This is a genomic window from Bacillus sp. ISL-47, from assembly GCF_018613175.1.
In the GTDB taxonomy this organism is placed as follows: Bacteria; Bacillota; Bacilli; order Bacillales; family Cytobacillaceae; genus Cytobacillus.
Window position 1 is genome coordinate 76,213 of the sequence record NZ_JAGGQS010000020.1, and the last position, 22,911, is coordinate 99,123.

Below are 22,911 nucleotides of genomic sequence, written 5' to 3' on the forward strand. Positions count from 1 at the left end.
AATCCTGGGCCTGCTCCAAATCCTGGACCGTACCCTCCAGGTCCCATCTGCGGTCCACCACAGCCGCAATCGTCTGAAGCACCCATTACCGAATCAGGCATCAATGGCATTTGACTTTGAGACGGCATAAGAGGCATTTGTGCCATGCCTGGAGACTCTTCCATTACTCCTTGAACCTGAGGCATTTGATGCGGCATCTGGTGTGGCATCTGGTGCGGCATCTGCTGGCCATACTCGGCACCCATCACTCCCGTCGGCATTTGGTGCGGCATCTGCTGACCATACTCAGCACCCATCACTCCGGTTGGCATTTGGTGCGGCATCTGCTGGCCATACTCAGCACCCATCACTCCGGTCGGCATTTGGTGCGGCATCTGCTGGCCATACTTAGCGCCCATCACTCCGGACGGCATTTGGTGCTGCATCTGCTGGCCATACTCAGCACCCATCACTCCGGTCGGCATTTGGTGCGGCATCTGCTGGCCATACTCAGCACCCATCACTCCGGACGGCATTTGGTGCTGCATCTGCTGGCCCATTTGCTCGGCACCCATTACTCCTGTTGGCATTTGAGGCATTTGGGCCGTTGGCATAAACGGTGACGATTCATCGTAATCAGGGCTCTCAACTCCGGCCATCATACCCATGTGCGGCATTTGATGCTCTGGCATCATCGCACCCTGGACTTGCGGCATTTGATGCGGCATTTGGGCCATCGGCATCATTGCACCCTGGACTTGCGGCATCTGGTGTGGCATTTGAGCCATCGGCATTTGGTGTGGCATCTGAGCCATCGGCATTTGATGCGGCATTTGGTGTGGCATCTGCTGGCCCATATATTCTGCTCCCATTACTCCGGATGGCATTTGGTGCGGCATTTGGTGTGGCATCTGCTGGCCCATATATTCTGCTCCCATTACTCCGGATGGCATTTGGTGCGGCATCTGATGAGGCATCTGTGGCATCATTGCACCCTGGACTTGCGGGAAAGGCATTTGTTGGAAACAATTGGGATTATATGGATACATTGGCTGATATTGACCTCCTTTTTGTGTGTAAACAGGTGATTCACTTTCAGGCGATTCCGGACTTTCATCTGCAATCGGCTTTGCCTGCGGGAGGATATTGACTGGTTTAGGCGGGAGCTGCGGCTGTGGTTTAGTCTCTGAAATAGGCAATGGCTTTTGCTGGGGCTTAACTTCTGAAACAGGCAGCGGTTTTTGCTGTGGTGCCGGCTGTTGGACAGACATATTCATCATGTAATAATTGTTTATATCAATTTCTGGCATGACTGGCTTAGGCATCTTTGGAGTATAAGGTTTTTTGGGTAATTCCTTTGGTACTTCTGCTTTTGGCGCAGTTACTTTTGGAACTTCCTTTGGAATTTCAACCTTTGGTGCCGTAACCTTGGGCATTTCTTTCTTTGGCGGTGCCGGTTTTGGCACTTCTTTTAGAGGCTGCTCCTTAGGTGCTTCAACAACAGGCATGGTAATAGGCTTCTCTTTGGCAAAAGGATATTCTGCTTTTGGCATTTCCTTTTTGGCACCCATATTTATTTTAGCTTCCGGTTTGCCCCCGATTGGAGCTTCTTTTTTTATAGAGCCTCCAGTTGCGGGAACTTTTATTTTCATACCGGGCATAATCATATCAGGGTTGCTGAGCTGTGTATTCATCTTTTTCAGCTCTTCAAAATTCACGCCGTACTTCTTGGCAATCTTCCAAAGAGTGTCCCCTTTCTGTACGATATGGATTTTCACTCTGAATTCCCTCCTATGCGTAAGGTGATACTTCCATCAGCAATGTATCGCTGATGGTTAGTAGAACCAATCGGGCATTTACGGGCCGTTCATCCATCTTTTGAAAGGTGTAGATCACTGCCCGTTAAATCGCGATAAGTCCATATAGTGTATGAAGAAATGGGCAAATTGCTAACAATCTACACAAAAAGATATGCTGTATTTCCAATAATTATGATTTATTCTTATCTTCAAACCCTATTAAGAGAGGCTTTAATGACAAATAAAAATCCTCCCAATTGGGAGGATTTTATTTTTATTATGGCCGTTCCATCATTCTGTCCAATGCTAGTTTGGCAAAAGCTGCTGTATGCTCTTCTACTTGGATAAGATTGTTTTCCTGACCCTGTTCAATTGTTTCCAGGCACCAAACCAGGTGCGGCAAATCAATCCGGTTCATGGTCAGACAAGGGCACATATGCGGATTAAGAGAGATAATCTGCTTATCAGGATGCTGATTGATAATCCTGTTGACCAGATTCATTTCCGTTCCAATCGCCCATGAAGAACCCGGTTTGGAATTTTCGATTGCCTCTATTATATAATTCGTCGATCCAGCCATATCGGAGATTCCTACAACTTCCCTCTTGCATTCAGGGTGAACAATGACTTTCATTTCCGGGTACTGTTTCCGGACTTCTTTTACATTTTCCACAGTGAAATTTTCATGAACGGAACAATGGCCCTTCCAAAGGATCACTTTAACGTTCTCAGGGGAGCCCTCATATTCCAGCTTATCTGAAACCGGGTTCCATACAGCCATTTCATCGAGCCCAACTCCTAAATTATAGGCAGTATTTCTGCCTAAATGCTGATCAGGCAGGAATAATATTCTCTGCTTTTGCTCAAATGCCCAGCTCACCATCTTTTCAGCATTTGAAGAAGTGACCGTTGCTCCCCCATGACGGCCCACGAAAGCTTTAATGGCTGCCGTGGAGTTTACATAAGTTAAAGGAAGCATGGTTTCGCCGAATAAATCAGTGAGCTTTGTCCAGGCTCTTTCTGTTTGGTGTATATCTGCCATATCAGCCATGGAACAGCCCGCACGCATGTCAGGCAAAAGTACTTTTTGTGCCGGAGTTGTCAATATATCGGCGGTTTCAGCCATAAAGTGAACTCCGCAAAATACTATATATTCTGCATCCTTATTCTCCTTTGAAAGCTGGGCAAGCTTTAAGGAATCACCAGTGGCATCCGCAAACTGAATAACCTCATCTTTTTGGTAATGATGGCCCGGGATAAATAGCTTCTTCCCCAGCCTTCCTTTTATCTCCCTTACTCGCGACTCGAGTTCCAATACGGTCATCCCGCGATATTTTTCCGGAAGAATATTTGCTTGTTTTTCTGCTGTCTGAAAAATATTCATACCTTCATACCCCTTTGCCATATATGCTTGTTTTTATTCGACTGTAACTTTCACACTGATATCAAGCGCCTTTACTGAATGTGTGAGAAAACCGATCGAAATAAAATCAACCCCTGTATTGCTAAAACTCGCCAGGTTTTCTAATGTTATGCCCCCGGACGCTTCTGTCAAGGTTCTTTCAGGAACAAGGCTGATCCACTCTTTAATTTCTTCAGGCTTTCTGTTGTCAAACATAATAACATCCGAACCTGCCTCAACTGCTTCGATTACCTGTTCTTTTGTCTCTGTTTCAACTTCGATTTTTACCATATGCCCTATTCTCGACCGTACCGCTTCTACTGCTCTTCCAATCGAACCAGCAAAAGAAATGTGGTTATCTTTAATCATAACTGCATCATAAAGACCGTAACGATGGTTAAATCCGCCTCCGCACCGGACAGCGTATTTTTCCAGCATCCTTAGGCCCGGAGTTGTTTTCCTTGTATCGCAGATTTTTGTATGGGAGCTATTAAGAACTCTTATAGCCTCATTTGTTTTCGTTGCAATCCCGCTCATTCTTTGGAGCAGATTCAAAATAACTCTTTCCCCTTTTAGAAGGATGGCTACTGGGCCATGTGCTTCCGCAAGGATTTGGCCATTTTCAATCCTTTCTCCATCTCCCACTCTTAAATCGATATCCACACGGGAGTCAAGAACAGCATATCCGGATCTGATAATTTCTTCCCCGCAAAAAATACCATTCTCCTTGGCAATGAAAACAACCTTCCCTGTGTTTCCTTCCCCAAAAATCAGCTCGCTTGTCAGGTCACGGTCGCCGATATCCTCCAGAAAAAATTGTTCAAGTTGCAATCGCAGTTTTAATTTGTTCATTTTTACCATCCTTTTCTATTTTACGGCATTGAATAATTCTTTTTCGAAGCCATTCATGATTGTTTTCGACTGGATAATCCTGGCGGAAATGGCCACCCCGGCTTTCTGTCCTTTTTAAGGCAGAATCGGTTACAAGCCATGCCGTAATAAGCATACATGCCCTTGTAATTTCATCAGGGGAAAGATCATCAAATTCCGTTGCTATCCATTTTTCGATTTGAAAGCTTTCCAGCCAAGCAAGCTGATTCAGCAGTCCTTCCTTCGTTTTGATAATACCTGCATGCTTCATCATTTTTTTCTTTATATCTTCTTTGGAAGGTAAATAACCGGTTGAAGGAACCCTTCCTTTTGACTCTGGACTCGAACTCATTTTACCGATTTCACAGGGTGGCTGTTCATTTACCCATTCCGCTAGTTTTTTTCCGAAGAATAAGCCCTCAATCAGTGAATTGCTTGCAAGCCGATTTGCGCCATGAATGCCTGTGCACGCTGCTTCACCAATTGCATACAAACCGGGTATACTGCTCCTTCCCAGTAAATCGGTTTTAATACCGCCCATCAAGAAATGGCTGCCAGGTGAAACAGGTAACCTTCCGAGACTTACGTTTACATCATTTTGCTTACAGATAGCGGTAATGGTGGGAAATCTTGATTCAAAGTTTTCTATTGAAGATATATCCAAAAAGACCGATCTTCCCTCTTTCAACAGATTGTAAATAGCTTGTGATACAACATGCCTTGGTGCCAGATCTCCTAGTGGATGAATGCCTTCCATCACTGGTTTGCCCTCATCAGTGACCAGACGGCCACCTTCCCCCCTCACCGCTTCAGAGACGAGGCCTAAAGCTGTGCCGTTTTTATAGAGCAGTGTAGGATGAAACTGTATAAACTCCATATCTACAATCTCTGCTCCTGCCCGGTATGCAAGGGCAATGCCGTCTCCTGTTACGGTTTCCGCATTGGATGTAAATTCATATAGCTGTCCGCACCCGCCAGTAGCCATCACAACATGGTTTGAAAAGAACCTATGAATATTGCCATTAGTGTCTTTCCCTTTTGCGCCTATGCACCTGCCTTCCGACTCATTTATCAGCAAGTCAAAAACATGCATATTTTCTATGATTCTAATGTTTTCGTTTATCTTTGTTAACATAAAGTCCATTAATGTCTTTCCGGTTGCGTCTCCGCCTCCATGGACAATTCTATTTTCTGTATGGGCGCCTTCCCTGCCCAATGCGATGTCTCCTTTTGAATCTCTATCAAACATGCATCCCTCTACAAAAAGGCCATTAATGAGGGAGGGGGCTTCACTTGTAAGAGCCAAGACTGCATCAAAATCATTATGGAATCTTCCTGCCTCAAGTGTATCCATGTAGTGCTTTGAGGGATGATCGTTGCTTCCGAGGGCAGCAGCAATGCCCCCCTGGGCCATATTTGAATTTCCATTTTTCACAGCGGACTTTGTGAGAATTATCACATTCAAGTCTCGGCGCAGCTTCTTTGCCAGCTGCAAAGCGGCCACCCCGCTTCCAATAATTAGAACGTCGGCGTACATCATTATTTACCTCCTGTTTTTACAGGTGTCTTGACACCTATATTTACATAGATTTAGAATTATGACAAGAGTTTTCATAGAATAAGAGGAACTTCTATGTGTTTTAATTTTGGAACAAGGTAAATGCAAACTCATTTCCATCGTTCGATGCTTATTCGCGGATGCTCATTCATAGTCAGCGGGAGAAGCGATTCCCAGGGAGACCCACAGGCCAAGTGCTTGAGGAACGTCGGGCTGCGCGCGGTTCGCTGATCGCCTTAAGGGGAAATTTACAGGCAAAGTTAACAGAGCCAAAGATTTATAAAAATCGAAAGCAGGTGAGATTATAAAATACTTTGATTATGCCGCCACATGTCCACTGGATAGTGAAGCGGCAGATGCCTATATAAAAGCTTCAAGTGAATTCTTTGGCAATTCAAGAAGCCTTCATGATACAGGCAGTGAGTCTGAAGGGCTTCTCGAAAATTGCCGTAGTGAACTCGCAAGAATTCTGGGTACAGAGAGTGAAGGAATCTACTTTACAAGCGGGGGTACAGAGGGGAATTTCCTTGCGATTCATGCTTTGCTTTCTTCCTCAGAGAAAATAGGGAAACATATAATCATGGGGATGGCCGAACACTCTTCCATTCATAGCATAGTGGAAAAGGTCAGTCTGGATAAAGGCTATGAAATTACCAAGGTCCCTTTTGATATGGATGGACGCATTGACCAGGAAAAATTAAAGTCAGCCATAAGGGATGATACCGTATTAATTACTATTCAGCATGGTAATCCTGAAATAGGCACATTGCAGCCAATCCCTGAAATTAGGAGTATTTGCAAGACGAAAGGGATTTTGCTGCATAGTGATTGTGTCCACACATTTGGCAAAACAGACCTAAAGGAAGTAGCCAGGAATGTTGACAGTTTATCTTTTTCAGGCCATAAATTTTATGGTCCAAAAGGGGTTGGAGCCGTTTATCTCCAACCAGGATTGCGTTGGGATGCATTTTTACCAGGAGTATCCCATGAAAAAGGATTTAGGCCGGGAACAGTGAATGTTCCAGGGATTGCAGGGATGACAGTAGCTGCCCAGAAAGCATATGAAAATCTTGATGTCCACAACAGCCATTTTCAACTGTTGCGCAATGCCCTTCTGCTTGAACTTGAGCCAGCAAAAGGGAATTTCGTGATTTACAACTTTGAGCGTGAGTACCAGCTCTCTTCTACATTAGGTATGCGTATGAATGGACTTGAAGGGCAACATGTCATGCTCGAATGCAATAGACACGGATTTGCCATTTCAACTGGCAGTGCATGCCGGAGCGGAATGAAGTCTATATCAAAAACGATGGAGGCACTCGGAGTGTCCGGAAAAAGCGGCAAAGAATTTTTCCGAATCTCTTTTGGCTGGAAAACTTCTGTGGAGGAAGCAAAAGCTTTAGGCAGAACACTTGCACAAATCGCACACTTAGCAGTGCCCCTCTAAGTTTTTATCTTCTTCCGGTTATTATGTTAGAATGAGACATTATCGGAAAGTAAGGGAGAGTAAAACATGAAGGAACAAAAAAAGGTACTCGGAGAAGAACGAAGATCCTTTTTGCTCCAGCTTCTTAAAGAAAGCGGGCAGCCCATTACGGGCGGTGAGCTTGCTGCGAAAACAAATGTAAGCAGGCAAGTTATTGTAGGAGATATAACATTGCTTAAAGCTAGAGACGAGCCGATTATTGCAACAAGCCAGGGGTATATGTACCTTCAGCAGGCGTCACCTTCTGTTATGGCGGAACGGACCATTGCCTGCCATCATCACCCTGAGAGGACCGAAGAAGAATTAAATCTACTTGTGGATCACGGGGTCACAATAAAGGATGTAAAAATCGAGCACCCTGTATATGGGGACTTAACCGCTTCTGTTATGGTGTCGACCCGTAAAGAAGTAAAGAAGTTTATGGAAAAAATAAAATCCACAAATGCGGCTTTCTTATCAGAATTAACAGACGGCATACACCTTCACACGATCTCGGCGCCATCCGAACAAAAACTGGATGAAGCGGAACAGTCATTAAAAAAAGCCGGTTTTCTTATTGACCTTTAATATGAGAAGCACATCCGGCAGTGCTTTTTTATAATGGCTGCTTTCTAAAAGATTATTGTTTTTGAATAGGTATAAGAGATAAACAAGGTTGGTTAATTGGAGCGGAAGGTGCTAACCCCGCGAAAATGCATTTCGCATTCGTTCGTTGTGTTAATGCAAGGAAGCTTATTCAAAGTCCAGCGAGAGGAGTGGGACAGGTGAGAGCCTACAGCCGCTGTTCGCTGATCATCCTGGAGCGGAAATCAACCTCTCCTCACTACTTGTTTAAAAAGCAGCAAAGTTTGCGAAAAGTGGCTTTATAATCAAAATAAATCTGCGCCAGAACATGAGTGTCGCAAAAAAGGATCCCGTCTAAACGCGGATCCTTTTTCATACACCCAAGATGTTCATTAATACTAAGGCAGTGTTAGAGCTCATTGTTAATCTTGGCACCCTGTTGATTGGAGCGGGAGGAGAATCAGACCGCCCGAGATTCAATAAACTCCTGGAGCCGGAATCAGCAGGCAAGTTTAACAGAACCTACACTAAAATTGTTTAACCCAAGATAAAGCCATATTAATCTTGAAGAACCTTGTTCTTCTTCTTATGGAGCTGAAAATACGGGTAGCTCCCCAATATTTTCACACTGCATCCTAATGCTTCCAATTCCGCAACCGCCCCGGGTATCAGTACATCATCCTGTTTCATATCTACATCTATGATAAAAAAGTAATTGCCCAGTCCGGTTTTCATTGGTCTTGATTCAATTTTAGTTAAATTTAATTTCCTCCAAGCAAACGCAGAAAGCACCTGGTGAAGTGCTCCTGCCCTGTCAGCTGGCAATGTAACCATGACAGTCGTTTTATGTCCGGAAAACTCTTCTCTGTCTTCTTTAATTGTAATTTGTTTATTGGATAAAACAATGAATTTTGTATGGTTGAAATCAAAGTCGTGAATATCCTCTTTTGCAATAGCTAATCCGTAAACCTGTGCAGCTAATTCATTTGCAATGGCACCAGCTTTTTCACCTGGGTGGTCTTTAACATATTGTGCTGCAGCAGCCGTGGAGGTTGTGCTTTCACACGGGATTCCTTTCAGCTCTTTATGTAAAAATTTGTGGCACTGGGCAATTGCATGGGAATGGCTGTAAACCACATCTGTTTCAGCCCAATCTTCCAAATTATCGGGATGAACCATAAAATGCTGGCGTATAGGTGCCGTTAGTTCACCAACAATCGGCAAATCTACCTCATGGATTAAATAATCTAGAGTAATGTTCACTGAACCTTCCAATGCATTCTCAAGAGGAACTACCGCCAAGTCTATTTCATTACCAATCAAAGCATCAAAACAGGCAGGTATAGTCGGATAGGGAACAGCTATCTCTTCCGGAAATAAGCCTCTAACCGCTATATCTGTGAACGTAGCCTTTGGGCCCAAGAATCCAATTTTCACGGTAACTCCCTCCCTTCGTCAGAGTTGTTTTAACTTACTGAAAACTTTCTTTATACTTTATCACTTTAACATATGTGTGTAAAATACAAAATAATAATTTTAGAAAAACCTGCTTAGCCAACCTCTTATATTCGATATTGTGCAATCATTTACCTGCATTAAACTCCTTAGCGAAAAAAAGGGCCGGATACCGGAGCGTAATTCCTTACGCACCTGTTCCCAGCACCTCTACTTTCTCTACAAATTCCAATTTTCGGAGCCTGGTTAAAAGCTCATCAATGTCTATCCCCATTTCCGTTACATTTAAGGATAAAGTGACATTAGCTCTCCCTTGAAGGGGTATAGTCTGGTGAATCGTGAGGACATTGCATCCTGATGATGCTACTACTCCCAGCAAATGGGATAGGGTCCCCGACCGGTCTTCCAAATGAAAAAATAATGTTATAAGCCGTTCTTTTACAACGGTATGAAAAGGAAACACAGTGTCTCTGTATTTATAAAAAGCACTCCGGCTCAAATCAACCTTCTGGACGGCGTCCCAAACCGATTCAGCCTTTCCCCTTTCGATCATTTCCTTCGCATCCAATGTTTTCTTCATTGCTTCAGGCAAAACATCTTCGCGAACCAAATAAAATTTTTTATCGAATCTATCTTTTCTCATTTCTCCACCCCGTCAATCGAGAAGGTTAGTCAATAAACTCGAATTCATAATCAAGAAGCTTGACGATGTCGCCGTCTTTTGCTCCCTTTTCGCGAAGAGCATCATCTACTCCCATACCGCGCAGCTGCCTTGCAAATCTGCGGACAGATTCGTCTCTTGAGAAATCCGTCATCTTAAAGAGCTTCTCAATTGCATCTCCAGATACAACAAAAACTCCAGCAGGATCCCTTGTAATAACAAACTCTGTTTGATCGGCTTCATGTTTGTAGAGAACACGATGGACTCCTGTTTCTTCTCCCTCTTCTTCATGCGCAAGAGGAAATTCAGGTGTTTCTTCAATCTTATCTGCAATTGCAAATAATAAGTCTCTTAGCCCTTGGCGTGTAACAGCCGATATAGGGAAGATTGGGTAATCCTCCTCTAATTGCTCTTTAAACTTCTTAAGGTTTTCCTCGGATTCAGGCATATCCATTTTATTCGCAACAATAATTTGCGGTCTTTCTGTCAATCGCAGGTTGTATTCTTTCAGCTCGTTATTGATTGTTAAATAATCTTCATAAGGGTCTTTTCCCTCTACTGCTGCCATATCAATAACGTGAACAATGACTCTTGTCCTCTCGATATGCCTCAAAAATTGATGCCCAAGGCCAACTCCCGAATGGGCGCCTTCGATTAACCCCGGCAAATCTGCCATAACAAAGCTCCGTCCATCTTCTGTTTCAACCACGCCCAAATTAGGCACAATGGTTGTAAAATGATACTCGGCAATTTTCGGCCTTGCAGAGGATACAACAGATAAAAGCGTAGATTTTCCTACACTTGGAAAACCGACCAAACCTACATCAGCAAGTAGCTTTAATTCAAGAACGACATCTCTTTCCTGCCCCGGCTCACCATGCTCAGACAATTCTGGCGCTGGGTTCGCAGGTGTCGCAAAGCGGGTGTTCCCTCTTCCGCCCCGTCCGCCTCTTGCAATAACAGCTCTTTGGCCATGCTCTGTTAAGTCTGCTATAACTTCACCAGTTTCCGCATCCGTTACTACTGTGCCGGGCGGGACTTTTACAATCATATCTTTAGAATTTCTGCCATGCATGTTTTTGGACATGCCGTGCTCACCGCGAGGCGCTTTGAAATGACGCTGATAACGGAAATCCATTAACGTACGCAAACCCTCATTTACTTCAAAAACAACATTGGCGCCTTTACCGCCGTCACCGCCGGCAGGGCCGCCATTCGGCACATATTTTTCACGGCGGAAAGCAACCATTCCGTTACCCCCGTCGCCGCCTTTTACATAAACTTTGACTTGATCGACAAACATTTTTTTATTCCTCCCGTCTGCAGTATGTCCCGATTGCCTCGCATTCAGCCAAACGACCGGCACTGACTGGATCCACTCCTACATTGAAGGATTCCCCCCAAACCTGCAGAGTTTCACTTTATAGTATTACTTTTTACGACGGAAATCACTCTCTGCCATTTGCAGTAAATGGCACAAAAAGCTCCAGCGCTAGCTCCTGTTCAGCTAATTCCTGAACAGCAACAGTTATGTCAGCGGATTCCTTTTTTAAAAATTGCTCCAAGCTTTCCATATCTGTTATTATTCCGCTAAAATCAAAAAAGAAACGAGCACCTTCTTTTTCATGGCTGATTGAAACGGATAAATGATTTTCATGATAAGGCTTTACCGATGAGTTAAGACAGTTAAAAAAAGAGCCCGTCCACTCAGAAAGAATGCAATCATCCAATGGTCCTGCTATTGCATCATCCAGGACTTCATATTCAAGCTGGAAGGAATGATTCTCCCAGTTATATGTGAATAGAAGTGAAGCAAATTGAGGAAGGTTTAAATTTGACAGTTTTGCCTCCTGCTGTGCTTCCACCACAATTTCATCTATAATTTCCTTTGCCCTGTCAACCTTGTTAAGGGAAAGATTACCTTTAATTAATTGTATTTTATTTAGCCAGTCATGGCGGGCATGACGCAGCACCTCAATCATATTCCAGTCTTTATCCATATATGCACTCCTGTACGGTTTTTAAGGTGTCAGAAGACTGCTGCTTGCTGTAAGTATATCAAAAAAAAACAACTGACAGTAAGCAATTTTATGCTAAATAAGAAAATATTGCTTTATGTATCAAGAAGCTGCCTCACAAGAGTAATCTTTCTTCTAAAAGCTATAATTTCCATTAAAATAAGCGAAAGTGCATGTGTGAAGTTATTAAACCAGGGCTGTGTTAATGATAATGAATGATTTAACAATGTGCAGATGACCTAAAGGCACGAATAAGCCGAAAATGCTTTCGCGTTTCCTTCGTGCGGTGTTTATTCCCGGAAACAATGTCCTGCGGGAAAAGCTTACCAAGGGAGCTCCCGCAGACGCAGAACGCCGAGGTACTTCGAAGCCTGCGTTTCGCTGAGTGTCTGCAGCGGAATTCACCACGCAGGTTTAACAGAGCCTTAAACAAAAAGAAAACCCTAACCTTGGGCTAGGGTTTTCTCGAAAAGGCTTATGCCTCTTGAGCTGCAGGATATACGCTCACTTGCTTGCGGTCACGTCCAAGACGCTCGAACTTAACAACACCGTCTACTTTCGCAAATAGTGTGTCGTCTCCGCCTTTACCCACGTTTACACCTGGGTAGATCTTAGTACCGCGCTGACGGTATAGGATAGAGCCGCCAGTTACGAATTGTCCGTCTGCACGCTTAGCGCCAAGACGCTTTGCGATTGAATCACGGCCGTTCTTAGTAGAACCTACTCCCTTTTTAGAAGCGAACAACTGAAGATCTAACTTTAATAGCATTTATTCCACCTCCTGCTTTTTGAAGGTAATGTTTATATACTTTCCGTAGTCTTCTTCAATCGTCTGCAATGATATGACCATACCTTCGAGAAGAAGCTGGACTTTCTCATTTACGTCCTCCGGCAGATCCGGCAGAACACAGCGGAGAAAACCATCCCCACCCTGGCCAATCTCTGGCGTCACACCGGTTAAGGCGTGCACAGCATTGATTGCGCCAATGGCAACAGCGGATACGCCTGCACAGACAATATCCTTTCCTCTATTTGCGAAGAATGCATGGCCGCTAATTTCAAACGAATGAATAGTTCCGGAGCTTTTACGATTAATCGTAACTTCAATCATCTAATATCGCCTTATTAAGCGTTGATTTTTTCAATCACAACTTTAGTGTATGGCTGACGATGACCTTGCTTCTTACGATAGTTTTTCTTCGCTTTGTACTTGAAAACAGTGATTTTCTTTTGACGGCCTTGTTTTTCAACTTTAGCTGTAACAGTAGCACCATCAACTACAGGGCTTCCTACTTTTACACTATCTCCGCCAACGAAAAGAACCTTTTCAAAAGTAACTGTTTCGCCTGCTTCTGCGTTAAGCTTTTCGATGTAGATAGCTTGACCTTCTTCTACACGTAATTGCTTTCCGCCAGTTTCAATAATCGCGTACATGAACTGCACCTCCTCTTAGACTAAGACTCGCCATCCCAGGCGCCGACAAGAAAAGCGGAGAGTGCCTGTTTATCGGCACTCGCAGCTAGACACAACTGCGCGGACTTAACTACCTGTTCTGAGCGGTTGTAGCACGGGTGCGCTACAAACATAACATGAAAATCCTATCATATAATGAATAATCATGTCAATAAGAATTATATGATTCTCCCGAAAGGCATCCAATAAAATTTTAATGGCATGCCTTATCTATTATATAGCTTTTGTCCTTCCTGGGAAAGTGGCAAATAATGCTCTTGCTTCCCAAAACAAAAGCAGGCCGGGATTAGTTTTCCCTCGCCTGCTTTTTCTTTAATTCTTCCGCATAGCCAAACTGCCTTATTTCATAAAATGGCTTACAAGTCTCCTTTAAGGAAAAGATCACTTCCAAGCCAACACTGTCTTCTATTCTTTTTTTATGGATTCCATTCTTACCAGAAAAGACCGCTGCTACTTCCGATGTGGTTTCAACCAAAACTGCTTCATGGTCCTGGCCCCGGTGCTCCCATAATTCCCTTTCAAGTCTGAATGCAATCGTTTCACCACTCAAAACCCTTCCGGTGCCTTCACATACTGTACACCTTTCCGTAAGTGACTCAGAAATGGCCGCCTTCGTTTTTTTTCTGGTCAGCTGAAGGATTCCAAGAGGAGTGAATCCAACTAAATTAGTCCGCCTTTCATCTTCCTTCAGTGCGTTTTCCATTTTTGCAAGAATTTGTTTTCGGTCAGACTCTTCATTCATATCGATAAAATCAATTAAAATCATGCCTCCAATATCCCGAAGCCGGATGTGCCTTGCAGCTTCTTCAGCCGCCCATGCATTGGTCTTCAAAACCGTATCCCGGCGATCCTGCTTACCGGAAAATTTCCCGGTATTCACATCTATAACCGTTAAGGCTTCTGCTTCGTCAAAAATCAGGTAAGCTCCATTTTCAAGCCAAACAATACGCTTTAAGGCCTTGTCAATCTGATCTTCGATTTTTTGGGCTGCAAAAATATTTTTCTTGCCAGTGTAAAGGTGGATAGGCAGCCTGCTGGATTGCTGAAGCCTGTTTTTTAGGTTTAAATCGTCTACAATGACTTCTCCGTCTTTGACCTTCTTGATTTCTTCCAGAATTTCCGCAATAAAGGAATCACCTTCAAATACTATTCCTGGCTTTTTTAGGGCTTCAGCTGTCTTTAAAATATCCCTATACTCCATTCTAAGCTTATCAAGCTCTTCAATCAGTTCAGTTTCCTTCTTTTCTTGACAGGATGTCCTGAAAATGAGCCCTTCATTCTCTTCTTTTAGACGATAGCCAAACTGCCGCCATTTTTCTCTGACAGCACTATCCTCAATCTTTTTTGAAACGGCTACATAACGGCCATTAGGCATATAAATGATAGAATCACCAGAAAACTCAACCAGCCCCGATAATCTTGGGCCTTTCGTTCCTGTGGCATCCTTCTCAATCTGTACAAGCAGTTTTTCTCCTTGATGCACATAGGAAGAAATACTCTGTTTATCCTTAACAAGCTTTTCTTCGTTAGATTGAAGGTACGAAGCTAATTTGTCACGATGAAGAAATCCGCTTTGCTCTTCACCAATCTCCACAAAGGCTGCGTTCAACCCAGGCATGACCTTTGCAACCGTACCAAGATAAATATTGCCTACAGATGACCGCTGCTTCGGCTGATCAATAAAAAGCTTCTCGATCCTGTTATTTTTTAAGCGGGCAAATCTCCGCTCTCTAGTCACATAATTTACAACTAACGTATTCAAATTACTTTTCCTCACTTTAACGCAGTAATACGAGCTGTGCTTCTTTAAAAAAGCTGTTTTTAAAGTTTGTTGCTTTTTGAAGGCAAACTTGGTTTTTCTAACTGAGTTGATTGTAGCGGAGGGCATTTGACTCCTCGAAAATGCATTCGCATTTTCTTCGTGCGGTGTTTACTCAAAGATGCTCTTCCAATGTCCTGCGGGAAGAGAGGGAAGTGCGAGACCCCACAGGCGAAGCCGAGGAGGCTCGCATCGCTCCCCGCGGAAAGCAAATGCCCCGTGCTGAAATCAACGGTCTGAATCCAAAAGCAAAAACAACAATCAATGAGAAAATAGCCTTAAAAAAATGCTCATTAATAAACATACAGCAAGTCCCCTACTTTTGCTGTTAGTACCTTTTCTGCAAAATAAGCATGCAGCAGCTCATTTTCATCTAAAGAACCTTTTTCTTTCCCGTCTTTTTCAATTATGATTGGATGCTTACATCCACGCTGGAATCTTTCAAGAACATGAATAACCAACTCTTCTTCTTTTACAACCAGGGGCTTTAATGTCCGAAAATCGCTGTTTTTCCCATAATATCTCTCAAGGAGAAAGCGAATAAAAACAAACCGGCTTTGCTTCCATTCATGGTATAGCGAAAACATCAAAAAAGCGAGGATCACCCACATATTCAGATTAACAGGAGATGTCAATAAAGTAAAAATAATGAATCCAAATATACCAGCTCCTGATATCAGCAATGTTTTTCTGTGGGCATCTGGAAATGCCCGGTTACGTGACATCCATAAAAAAATCAGCTTTCCGCCATCTAAAGGCCAGACAGGAAGCAGATTGAATATCAAAATCATTAAATTAAATTGTATAAACAGCTGAAAGATTTCTTGCGGCATCCAAGTAAGCTGATAAAAAAGCAATGCCGCTCCCATCATCCAAATATGCTGAAGCGGCCCGGAAATTATTACTATAATTTCTTCCTTAAGCGGCCTATTTCCATGCTCATCCATTTCCGCCACACCCCCAAAGGGCAAGAGGGCTATCCTTTTGATTCTCCAGGAAAAGAGGGCTGCAGCTGCGGCATGACCCATCTCATGCACGAAAATAATCAGCAGCAATAGACATAGTTCAATAAAATGGGCAGTTGCCACTGACAACCCAATAATCGCCCATAACAAAGGATGGATATGAATATACTTTATCAATTCTGGAATTTTATTCAAATGGTATCACCTGAATCGGATCTATAAAGTCATCACCTTTTTTAATAGCAAAATAAAAGGAGCCTTTTTCACCATCTTCAGTATTACCCGCAGTACCTAATCCTGTACCTTTTTCAATATATTGATATGGATTTACATTAATATCTGCTAAATTGCCATACCAGGATTCGCTTTTATCACCATGCTGAATAATAACTGTGTTACCGAAACCGTCTTTTTTCCCGGCAAACCTTACTAGACCTTCGCTCATGGCCTCAACGGAAGCTTCCTTTCCGGTTTCAATTGTAATCCTTTGGCCATTATCATTAAAGTCTTCAAGAATTTTAGCAGAAGCAGGGAGTGCATAATCACTGTCTGCAGAAGAGCTCTGGGTCTCTTTTTTTCCGTCTGAAAACGGAAGGAATGCAAGCGGCTTACCAAACTGGTCTTCATACCAGCCTGAAACAGCAGCGAATTGAAAATCCTTTTCCATGGAAGCCATCACAAAATCCCTTGCAGGATTAAGCCTTGCCGTCTCGTTTTTAAAGAGAATCGCTGCAAGTAAAAAAATACAGGCTGAAGCAAGCAGTTTAAACAGAAATAACTCTTTTCGAAATAAAGGGTGGTCTCCTTCTCCCATTTTTGTGTCATAAGAAGGAAGCTTATTAAACCCGTAGCGTTCCTCATCCTCTGTCCAAAGAAGATGTGAATCTGCCTTCTTGGACAGCCTTTCATTCTCTTTTTTCCTCCGTGCAATTCTTTTGCGAATTTCATCCGCTCTTGAATTCATGAGATCCCCACCATTTCCTTAATAACTCTATTTGTACAAGTTTATGAGTTGTCCAAAAAGAGTATGACTCACGGAAGGAATAGATATAAAAAAAATAAACCGGGGAACTCTCCCCGGTTGTTTGCTGCCAGTATTCATTATTTAACGCCAAAAAACTTTTTAATTTTTGAAAAGACGCCCTTGTTCTCCTCTTCAAGAGGCTGAAGCGGCACCGATTCGCCAAGAATGCGGCGGGCAATATTTCGATATGCTACTGATGCTTTGCTGTTAGGGTTTAAAGCAATGGGTTCGCCATGATTCGAAGCCTTGATCACTTCATCATCATCTGCCACAATACCGATTAAATCAATCGATAGATGGGCTGTAATTTCATCTACATCCAGCATATCGCCATTTTTCATCATATGGCTTCGTATTCTGTTTATAATCAGCTTTGGCGCTTCTACATTTTCTTCTTTTTCAAGCAATCCAATAATTCGGTCTGCATCACGGACAGCCGAAACTTCCGGTGTCGTAACAACAATAGCCTTGTCCGCACCAGCAACCGCATTTTTATACCCCTGCTCAATTCCGGCTGGGCAATCGATTACAATGTAATCATAATCCTGCTTCAGCTCATCAACCAGCTTCTTCATCTGCTCAGGCTTCACGGCTGATTTATCGCTTGTTTGTGCAGCTGGCAGCAAATACAGCAAGTCGTCAAACCGCTTATCTTTTACAAGTGCCTGATGAATCTTGCATCGGCCTTCAACCACATCAACAAGATCATAAATGATGCGGTTCTCCAGCCCCATCACAACATCAAGGTTACGAAGGCCAATGTCTGTATCCACCAGGCAAACCCTTTTTCCCTGAAGGGCAAGTGCCGTACCTACATTTGCGGAAGTAGTCGTTTTTCCTACACCGCCTTTACCGGACGTAATGACAATCGCTTCTCCCATCCTAGCTTCCCCCTTGCAATCTAGTAATATTTGGTCTTAGATGCATTAAAACCTGTAATCTATCAACTGTAATTTGCTCATTTTCGTCTATGTAAGCACATTCCATTTCTCTCTTTTCCTCGTCTTGATCCTTGTCAGGAGCCCTGTTAATACAGTCACTGATCCTTAATTGGGAAGGCTTCATAAGAGAAGCAACCACAACCGCTTCCTTATTTCCATGGCAGCCTGCATGGGCAATTCCTTTTAAAGCGCCCATAATAAATATATTTCCTCCCGCCATTACAGTGCCCCCCGGGTTTACATCCCCAACAAGCAGAAGATCTCCCGGAACTTCTAATACCTGTCCAGATCGAATCATTCTTGCGACTGATACGATTTCACTTTCCTCTTTTCGTTTTTCAGCTTCATCTTTTGTTATAACATTGGAACTTATGGACTCAACGATCAGATTTTTCTTTTGCCGGATTAACTCCTTTAATTCTTCCTGCTGTCCATTGGTAAGATATCGATTGCCCACTTGAACTCTAACCGAAATAAGCCGGTCTTCCCCAGCCCTGGAACTTTCTGAAAGCTTCAGGTCAAGCTCTTTCTTCAGTTCTCTGTATGAGCAAGAATCATCGAGGTGCAATGTCAGCCCGTCTTTTGTCCCTTTGATTGTAACGTTTTGGTTTTTTTTCATTTCAAGATGTTCACCTCAATGATAAGAAACACATAAGTGGTTTATTGCACTCTATTTTCATGCAGCCCGGATAATAGGAACTAAGGTCAGTTAGGGCTGAATTTTTTAAACAAATGGCTGTTTTTGCGAACTTTGTTGTTTTTTAAACAAGTAATGAGGAGTGGTTGATTTCCGCTCCAGGTTGCTCTCTTTCCGCGGGGCGGGCGGTGAGCCTCCTCGGTGCAAGCACCTGTGGGGTCTCACCTGTCCCGCTGGAGTCTCGCACCTTACGCTGCAATCAACCAACCTTATTTATTAATGGTTTTATTCGAAAATCTATTTAGCAACAACAATCTTTTAGAAAAGAGCCAAACAAATAAATAAGACAATTATCCCTATCCTAAATAGCCCATAATAAGTAGAATTCGACAGAAACCTTCTAAAATCCTTTTTCCCTAATGCTGTTTTCGCAAACTTAGCTGCTTTTTTAACAAGCAGTGAGGGGAGGTTGATTTCCGACCCAGGATGCTCAGCGTGCAGCTCTTGTGGGCTCTCACCTGTCACACTCCTCCAGCCAGAGTCTCGCAGCTTACAGACCAATCAGCCAACCTTTTTTATCAATGTTTTTTAATTACAAAATCTATTAAAAAAAACAAACTTTTTGGAAAGAGCCTTCCCTAAAATTATTCATTTAAAAGAAACCGGGTTCAGCCGGTTTCTTTTCGCAATAATATTGATATTGAATGGTACACATGTTTCCTATTCCCCTACACTACTCATTTAAGCTATCTGCATATTTTTCAAATAATCTTTTGAATGGATAGGCAGCAAGGATAATAAAAATCAGATTCAAAATAAGTGTAGGCACAAGGCGGGACGATAAGAAGGCTGCAAAGTCCATGTTTGTACGATGAATCAAAAAATTCATTTGGTAGGAGCCGGCCTCAAGCAAGGCAACCCCCAAGAGAACTATTATGGAAGCCATGGCTATATTCGTCTGAAGAATTTTCATCAGTTTAGTCATAATATAAGCAATGATAGGAAACAGAAATAGATAAATACCTATTATTTCCACATAAACGATATCGAAAAGCAAGCCGAATAAAAGCCCGTATATGACACCGTGCTTTTTTGAACCGTAAATGGTCAAAAACAGCAAACTGGCAATCAGAAAACGCGGAACGGCAATTTTGCCGCTGCCAAACAGCTCAGGCGGGGTTAATTGAACGAATATGCTTTCACCAATAAATAAGCCCAGGAGTATGAGAGGAAGAAGAAATCTTCTCACAGTTCCTCCTCCTTCTCATCTATCATTTCCATTAATTCAGGCTGGAGAGCCCCTCTCTTTACAACCATTACATGGCCAATATCGTAAAAGTCAGCTCCTGGTTCTATATAAGCAGTTTGCGTCAGTCCAAACTCATCAGGAACTACATCTACGACTTTCCCGATTGGAAGACTTTCAGGAAATACGCCTCCGAGGCCTGAAGTAATAACATTCTGCCCTTTTTCAACTTTAGCATCATAAGGTATGCGTTTAAGGAGTAGAAGCCCCTTCTCTTTATCATAGCCTTCAATCAGACCGAAAAAGTTATTTTCTCCAGCCTGGATCTTTGCCGATATGCGATTGGTCGGATCCATAGAGCTTAGCAGCTGAACGGTTGAAGTGAAGGTATTGCTGCTTTTCACCTTACCGATAAGCCCTTTAGATGTAATGACAGCCATGTTCGGTTCAATTCCTGCATTTTTCCCTTTATTAATAATAAGCAGTTCATGCCATCGATCCGGGTTCCTTCCTATCACAGTTGCCTGCTTCGGTTCAAATTCACTTAATGAATCTTTTTTATCAAGGATCTCGCGAAGCTCAGTATTATCTTTTTTAAGTCGCTGAACTTCTGACTCCAGCCGGGCAAGTTCATCAAGCCGTGTTTTCAACTCTTTATTTTCTTTGTATGTATTTTGCAAGTCTTGGACATTTTCAAAAAATCCAGCCACATAGTTTACAGGACGGGATACGGCATTCTGCACAAAACCGGTAGTATCTTTTAAAAATTGCTCAGGCCAAGTTAAATTTTCTCTATCTTTTAAAGAAAACCCAATCAATGCCACGAGAATAATGATGCTGACAAGCAAAATAATCAGGCGTTTATTCAAAAAGAACTGTGGCATCAGTTACACCTCGATTAGTATTTTTTACACAGGTTATAAGAAAAGCGCATGGCGCCTCCCTATACCATCATTGCTTCCAAAGATAACATATATCTACAAATTTATCATTTAGCATACAAGATTAGACAATACGAAAGTTGAGCCCAAACACTTCAAACTCGTGAATGGGCTTCATGTTTTTTCGTATCTATCTTTGGTTTTTATCGTGACTCTTTGGCTTTATTTTTAAATAAGTCAATATGGTCCAGAGCTTTCCCAGTGCCAATTGCTACGCAATCAAGCGGGTTTTCTGCAATAAGGACAGGCATTTTCGTTTCTTCACTGATCACCTTGTCCAGGTTGCGAAGCAATGCACCCCCACCCGTTAGAACAATGCCGCGGTCCATAATATCAGCCGCTAATTCTGGCGGTGTTTTTTCCAGCGTGTTTTTCACTGCATCCACAATGGCATAGACAGTATCATTCAGAGCTTTTGAAATCTCTTCTGCAGTAATTTCGATCGTTTTTGGCAAGCCAGTCAAAAGATCGCGTCCGCGGATTTCCATGTTCTCCACACCCTCTGGATCTCCTGCAGAACCTACTTCAACCTTAATCATTTCAGCAGTACGGTCACCGATCATCAAATTATAATTTTTGCGGATATAATTTATAATGGCATCGTCCATTTCATCACCGGCAATACGGATAGATTGGCTTGTTACAATGCCGCCCAAAGAGATGATGGCTACCTCAGTAGTTCCGCCGCCAATATCTACAACCATGCTTCCTGTAGGTTCCCACACAGGAAGATTTGCGCCAATTGCAGCAGCAAACGGCTCTTCTATCGTATAAGCATCACGCGCTCCTGCCTGGCGGGTTGCATCCACAACTGCACGTTCCTCTACAGCTGTAATCCCAGATGGCACACAAACCATTACATAAGGCTTTCCAGAGAAGAAGCTCTTATTTTTATTGGCTTGTTTAATGTAATATTTCATCATGACGGCCGTTGTTTCATAATCGGCAATGACCCCATCCTTCATTGGCCGGAGTGCTACAATATTCCCGGGGGTTCGGCCGATCATATTTTTTGCGTCATTTCCGACCGCCACAATATTTTTTGTGTCCGTCTGGAGTGCAACTACAGATGGCTCTCTGACTACGATTCCTTTCCCTTTAACATAAACAAGTGTATTAGCTGTCCCTAAATCTATTCCAAGGTCTCTAGTACCGATTCCAAACATAAATGGTATCTCCCTTTCTGATACATAATGCTAATTTTAAGATAAGGTATAATAATTGAAATCTCTTTAATCTATCAGGTAAAATAAGCCTTTTAAACGCAAGGCATCTCAAAAATCATAACCAATATTATATCGTATCGTCAATTAAAAACATAGCTTTTTTACAAGGTTATTTCGAATGTTACATTACAAATAACCTTTTTCTTTCAAGCTGACAAATTTATTCTCGCCGATAATAAGATGGTCAAGTACATCGATGCCGATTATTTTGCCGGCCTCTGCCAGCCGCTTTGTTACTTCTATATCTTCTCTGCTTGGAGCAGGGTCTCCGCTCGGATGATTATGGATACAGATAATTGAAGCTGCAGATCTGCGAAATGCCTCTTTAAATACCTCTCTCGGATGCACAATTGATGCATTCAGGCTTCCAATAAAAATGGTTTGCTTATGGAGCACCTGATTTTTCGTATTTAAATAAAGGCATACAAAATGTTCCTGTGACAGGAACCGCATGTCGTTCATAACATAATTTGCACCATCTTCAGGAGAGCGGATGATATATCTATCATCGTAGGCAAGATTAGAAATTCTCCGGCCAATTTCGACAGAAGCAAGCAATTGGATCGCCTTCGCGGTTCCAATACCCTTAATTGCGGTGATTTCATCCAACGATGCATCCTTCAACAGCCGAAGGCCTTCAAATTGAGTGAGAAGCCTGTTTGATAATTGCAGAACGGATTCATCTTTCGTGCCCGTTCTTAGCAAAATGGCAATCAATTCGTGATTTGAAAGGCTTTGCGGTCCATTTTGGACAAATCGCTCGCGAGGACGTTCATCTTGAGGGAAATCTTTTATTAAAAAGGATTCAGTTTGCATATTATTTCCTCCCTAACCTATGGGCCAGGGA

Annotated in this window: 22 protein-coding genes and 1 other annotated feature; of the genes, 2 read left to right on the top strand and 20 right to left on the bottom strand. The window is 42.8% G+C overall.

The window, feature by feature from the left end; translation table 11 throughout:
• The 4 genes from safA to nadB all read right to left on the bottom strand — a co-directional run.
• Positions 1-1,757: SafA/ExsA family spore coat assembly protein (safA, locus tag J7I93_RS25390; protein WP_214724947.1), on the bottom strand; the 1,757-nt coding region annotated here is incomplete at its 3' end.
• A gap of 298 nt (positions 1,758-2,055) precedes the next feature.
• Entirely contained in the window at positions 2,056-3,162 is a 1,107-nt protein-coding gene (gene nadA, locus J7I93_RS07775) for a quinolinate synthase NadA (RefSeq protein ID WP_214724949.1), read from the bottom strand.
• Between the two features lie 33 nt (positions 3,163-3,195).
• Positions 3,196-4,032 (bottom strand): carboxylating nicotinate-nucleotide diphosphorylase, encoded by an 837-nt coding sequence (nadC, locus tag J7I93_RS07780; protein WP_214724951.1) that lies wholly within the window; start codon positions 4,030-4,032, stop codon positions 3,196-3,198.
• Positions 4,001-5,587, bottom strand: coding sequence for an L-aspartate oxidase (gene nadB, locus J7I93_RS07785; protein ID WP_214725117.1), 1,587 nt, complete (start codon positions 5,585-5,587; stop codon positions 4,001-4,003). Before nadB ends, nadC begins: the two co-directional genes overlap by 32 nt.
• Positions 5,588-5,972: 385 nt before the next feature.
• Between nadB and J7I93_RS07790 the strand changes: the two genes are divergently transcribed.
• Both J7I93_RS07790 and J7I93_RS07795 read left to right on the top strand, forming a co-directional pair.
• A complete protein-coding gene (locus J7I93_RS07790) occupies positions 5,973-7,055 on the top strand; it encodes an IscS subfamily cysteine desulfurase (RefSeq protein WP_353050262.1) in 1,083 nt (360 codons plus the stop codon).
• Between the two features lie 66 nt (positions 7,056-7,121).
• Entirely contained in the window at positions 7,122-7,661 is a 540-nt protein-coding gene (locus tag J7I93_RS07795) for a transcription repressor NadR (RefSeq protein WP_214724952.1), read from the top strand.
• Positions 7,662-8,216: 555 nt separating this feature from the next.
• On the opposite strand, the gene pheA is transcribed toward J7I93_RS07795, so the two are convergent.
• From pheA to radC, 16 genes are all read right to left on the bottom strand, one after another.
• Positions 8,217-9,095 (bottom strand): prephenate dehydratase, encoded by an 879-nt coding sequence (gene pheA / locus J7I93_RS07800; protein ID WP_214724954.1) that lies wholly within the window; start codon positions 9,093-9,095, stop codon positions 8,217-8,219.
• Positions 9,096-9,300: 205 nt separating this feature from the next.
• Positions 9,301-9,756 carry an ACT domain-containing protein gene (locus tag J7I93_RS07805; RefSeq protein WP_214724956.1) on the bottom strand — a complete coding sequence of 152 codons (456 nt, stop codon included), beginning with the start codon at positions 9,754-9,756 and terminating at the stop codon, positions 9,301-9,303.
• A 25-nt stretch (positions 9,757-9,781) separates the two neighbouring features.
• Positions 9,782-11,077 (bottom strand): GTPase ObgE, encoded by a 1,296-nt coding sequence (obgE, locus tag J7I93_RS07810; RefSeq protein ID WP_214724958.1) that lies wholly within the window; start codon positions 11,075-11,077, stop codon positions 9,782-9,784.
• Between the two features lie 145 nt (positions 11,078-11,222).
• Positions 11,223-11,774: a sporulation initiation phosphotransferase B gene (locus tag J7I93_RS07815; RefSeq protein ID WP_214724960.1), complete on the bottom strand. Its 552-nt coding sequence runs from the start codon at positions 11,772-11,774 to the stop codon at positions 11,223-11,225.
• A gap of 493 nt (positions 11,775-12,267) precedes the next feature.
• Positions 12,268-12,561 (bottom strand): 50S ribosomal protein L27, encoded by a 294-nt coding sequence (gene rpmA, locus J7I93_RS07820; RefSeq protein ID WP_026585361.1) that lies wholly within the window; start codon positions 12,559-12,561, stop codon positions 12,268-12,270.
• The gene (locus tag J7I93_RS07825; RefSeq protein WP_214724962.1) at positions 12,562-12,903 is read right to left on the bottom strand and encodes a ribosomal-processing cysteine protease Prp; all 342 of its coding nucleotides are present in this window, start codon (positions 12,901-12,903) and stop codon (positions 12,562-12,564) included.
• A 14-nt stretch (positions 12,904-12,917) separates the two neighbouring features.
• Complete coding sequence (gene rplU, locus J7I93_RS07830; RefSeq protein WP_076257366.1) at positions 12,918-13,226, bottom strand: 50S ribosomal protein L21; 309 nt, start codon at positions 13,224-13,226, stop codon at positions 12,918-12,920.
• A gap of 13 nt (positions 13,227-13,239) precedes the next feature.
• Positions 13,240-13,364, bottom strand: a sequence feature (ribosomal protein L21 leader region).
• A gap of 187 nt (positions 13,365-13,551) precedes the next feature.
• Complete coding sequence (locus tag J7I93_RS07835; protein ID WP_214987890.1) at positions 13,552-15,027, bottom strand: Rne/Rng family ribonuclease; 1,476 nt, start codon at positions 15,025-15,027, stop codon at positions 13,552-13,554.
• 350 nt (positions 15,028-15,377) lie between these two features.
• Positions 15,378-16,244: a M50 family metallopeptidase gene (locus J7I93_RS07840; protein ID WP_214724965.1), complete on the bottom strand. Its 867-nt coding sequence runs from the start codon at positions 16,242-16,244 to the stop codon at positions 15,378-15,380.
• A complete protein-coding gene (locus J7I93_RS07845; protein ID WP_214724967.1) occupies positions 16,237-17,013 on the bottom strand; it encodes a M23 family metallopeptidase in 777 nt (258 codons plus the stop codon). Before J7I93_RS07845 ends, J7I93_RS07840 begins: the two co-directional genes overlap by 8 nt.
• Before the next feature lie 137 nt (positions 17,014-17,150).
• On the bottom strand, positions 17,151-17,954 hold the full coding sequence (gene minD / locus J7I93_RS07850) for a septum site-determining protein MinD (RefSeq protein ID WP_214724969.1): 804 nt from the start codon (positions 17,952-17,954) through the stop codon (positions 17,151-17,153).
• Position 17,955: 1 nt separating this feature from the next.
• The gene (minC, locus tag J7I93_RS07855; RefSeq protein ID WP_214724971.1) at positions 17,956-18,633 is read right to left on the bottom strand and encodes a septum site-determining protein MinC; all 678 of its coding nucleotides are present in this window, start codon (positions 18,631-18,633) and stop codon (positions 17,956-17,958) included.
• A 751-nt stretch (positions 18,634-19,384) separates the two neighbouring features.
• Positions 19,385-19,900, bottom strand: a complete 516-nt coding sequence (mreD, locus tag J7I93_RS07860) for a rod shape-determining protein MreD (RefSeq protein WP_214724973.1) — start codon at positions 19,898-19,900, stop codon at positions 19,385-19,387.
• Positions 19,897-20,781: a rod shape-determining protein MreC gene (gene mreC, locus J7I93_RS07865; RefSeq protein WP_214724975.1), complete on the bottom strand. Its 885-nt coding sequence runs from the start codon at positions 20,779-20,781 to the stop codon at positions 19,897-19,899. The genes mreD and mreC overlap by 4 nt, the downstream gene beginning before the upstream one ends.
• Positions 20,782-20,981: 200 nt before the next feature.
• Positions 20,982-22,004 carry a rod shape-determining protein gene (locus J7I93_RS07870; protein WP_214724977.1) on the bottom strand — a complete coding sequence of 341 codons (1,023 nt, stop codon included), beginning with the start codon at positions 22,002-22,004 and terminating at the stop codon, positions 20,982-20,984.
• A gap of 186 nt (positions 22,005-22,190) precedes the next feature.
• On the bottom strand, positions 22,191-22,880 hold the full coding sequence (gene radC / locus J7I93_RS07875) for a RadC family protein (protein WP_214724979.1): 690 nt from the start codon (positions 22,878-22,880) through the stop codon (positions 22,191-22,193).
• Positions 22,881-22,911 lie beyond the last annotated feature (31 nt).

Coding starts and splice junctions, on each gene's coding strand:
- J7I93_RS07870 (WP_214724977.1), bottom strand. CDS start 22,004: ATGTTTGGAATCGGTACTAGAGACCTTGGAATAGATTTAGGGACAGCT.
- minC (WP_214724971.1), bottom strand. CDS start 18,633: ATGAAAAAAAACCAAAACGTTACAATCAAAGGGACAAAAGACGGGCTG.
- J7I93_RS07845 (WP_214724967.1), bottom strand. CDS start 17,013: ATGAATTCAAGAGCGGATGAAATTCGCAAAAGAATTGCACGGAGGAAA.
- J7I93_RS07825 (WP_214724962.1), bottom strand. CDS start 12,903: ATGATTGAAGTTACGATTAATCGTAAAAGCTCCGGAACTATTCATTCG.
- rpmA (WP_026585361.1), bottom strand. CDS start 12,561: ATGCTATTAAAGTTAGATCTTCAGTTGTTCGCTTCTAAAAAGGGAGTA.
- nadA (WP_214724949.1), bottom strand. CDS start 3,162: ATGAATATTTTTCAGACAGCAGAAAAACAAGCAAATATTCTTCCGGAA.
- nadC (WP_214724951.1), bottom strand. CDS start 4,032: ATGAACAAATTAAAACTGCGATTGCAACTTGAACAATTTTTTCTGGAG.
- J7I93_RS07815 (WP_214724960.1), bottom strand. CDS start 11,774: ATGGATAAAGACTGGAATATGATTGAGGTGCTGCGTCATGCCCGCCAT.
- J7I93_RS07795 (WP_214724952.1), top strand. CDS start 7,122: ATGAAGGAACAAAAAAAGGTACTCGGAGAAGAACGAAGATCCTTTTTG.
- radC (WP_214724979.1), bottom strand. CDS start 22,880: ATGCAAACTGAATCCTTTTTAATAAAAGATTTCCCTCAAGATGAACGT.
- rplU (WP_076257366.1), bottom strand. CDS start 13,226: ATGTACGCGATTATTGAAACTGGCGGAAAGCAATTACGTGTAGAAGAA.
- J7I93_RS07805 (WP_214724956.1), bottom strand. CDS start 9,756: ATGAGAAAAGATAGATTCGATAAAAAATTTTATTTGGTTCGCGAAGAT.
- nadB (WP_214725117.1), bottom strand. CDS start 5,587: ATGTACGCCGACGTTCTAATTATTGGAAGCGGGGTGGCCGCTTTGCAG.
- obgE (WP_214724958.1), bottom strand. CDS start 11,077: ATGTTTGTCGATCAAGTCAAAGTTTATGTAAAAGGCGGCGACGGGGGT.
- mreC (WP_214724975.1), bottom strand. CDS start 20,781: ATGCCACAGTTCTTTTTGAATAAACGCCTGATTATTTTGCTTGTCAGC.
- minD (WP_214724969.1), bottom strand. CDS start 17,954: ATGGGAGAAGCGATTGTCATTACGTCCGGTAAAGGCGGTGTAGGAAAA.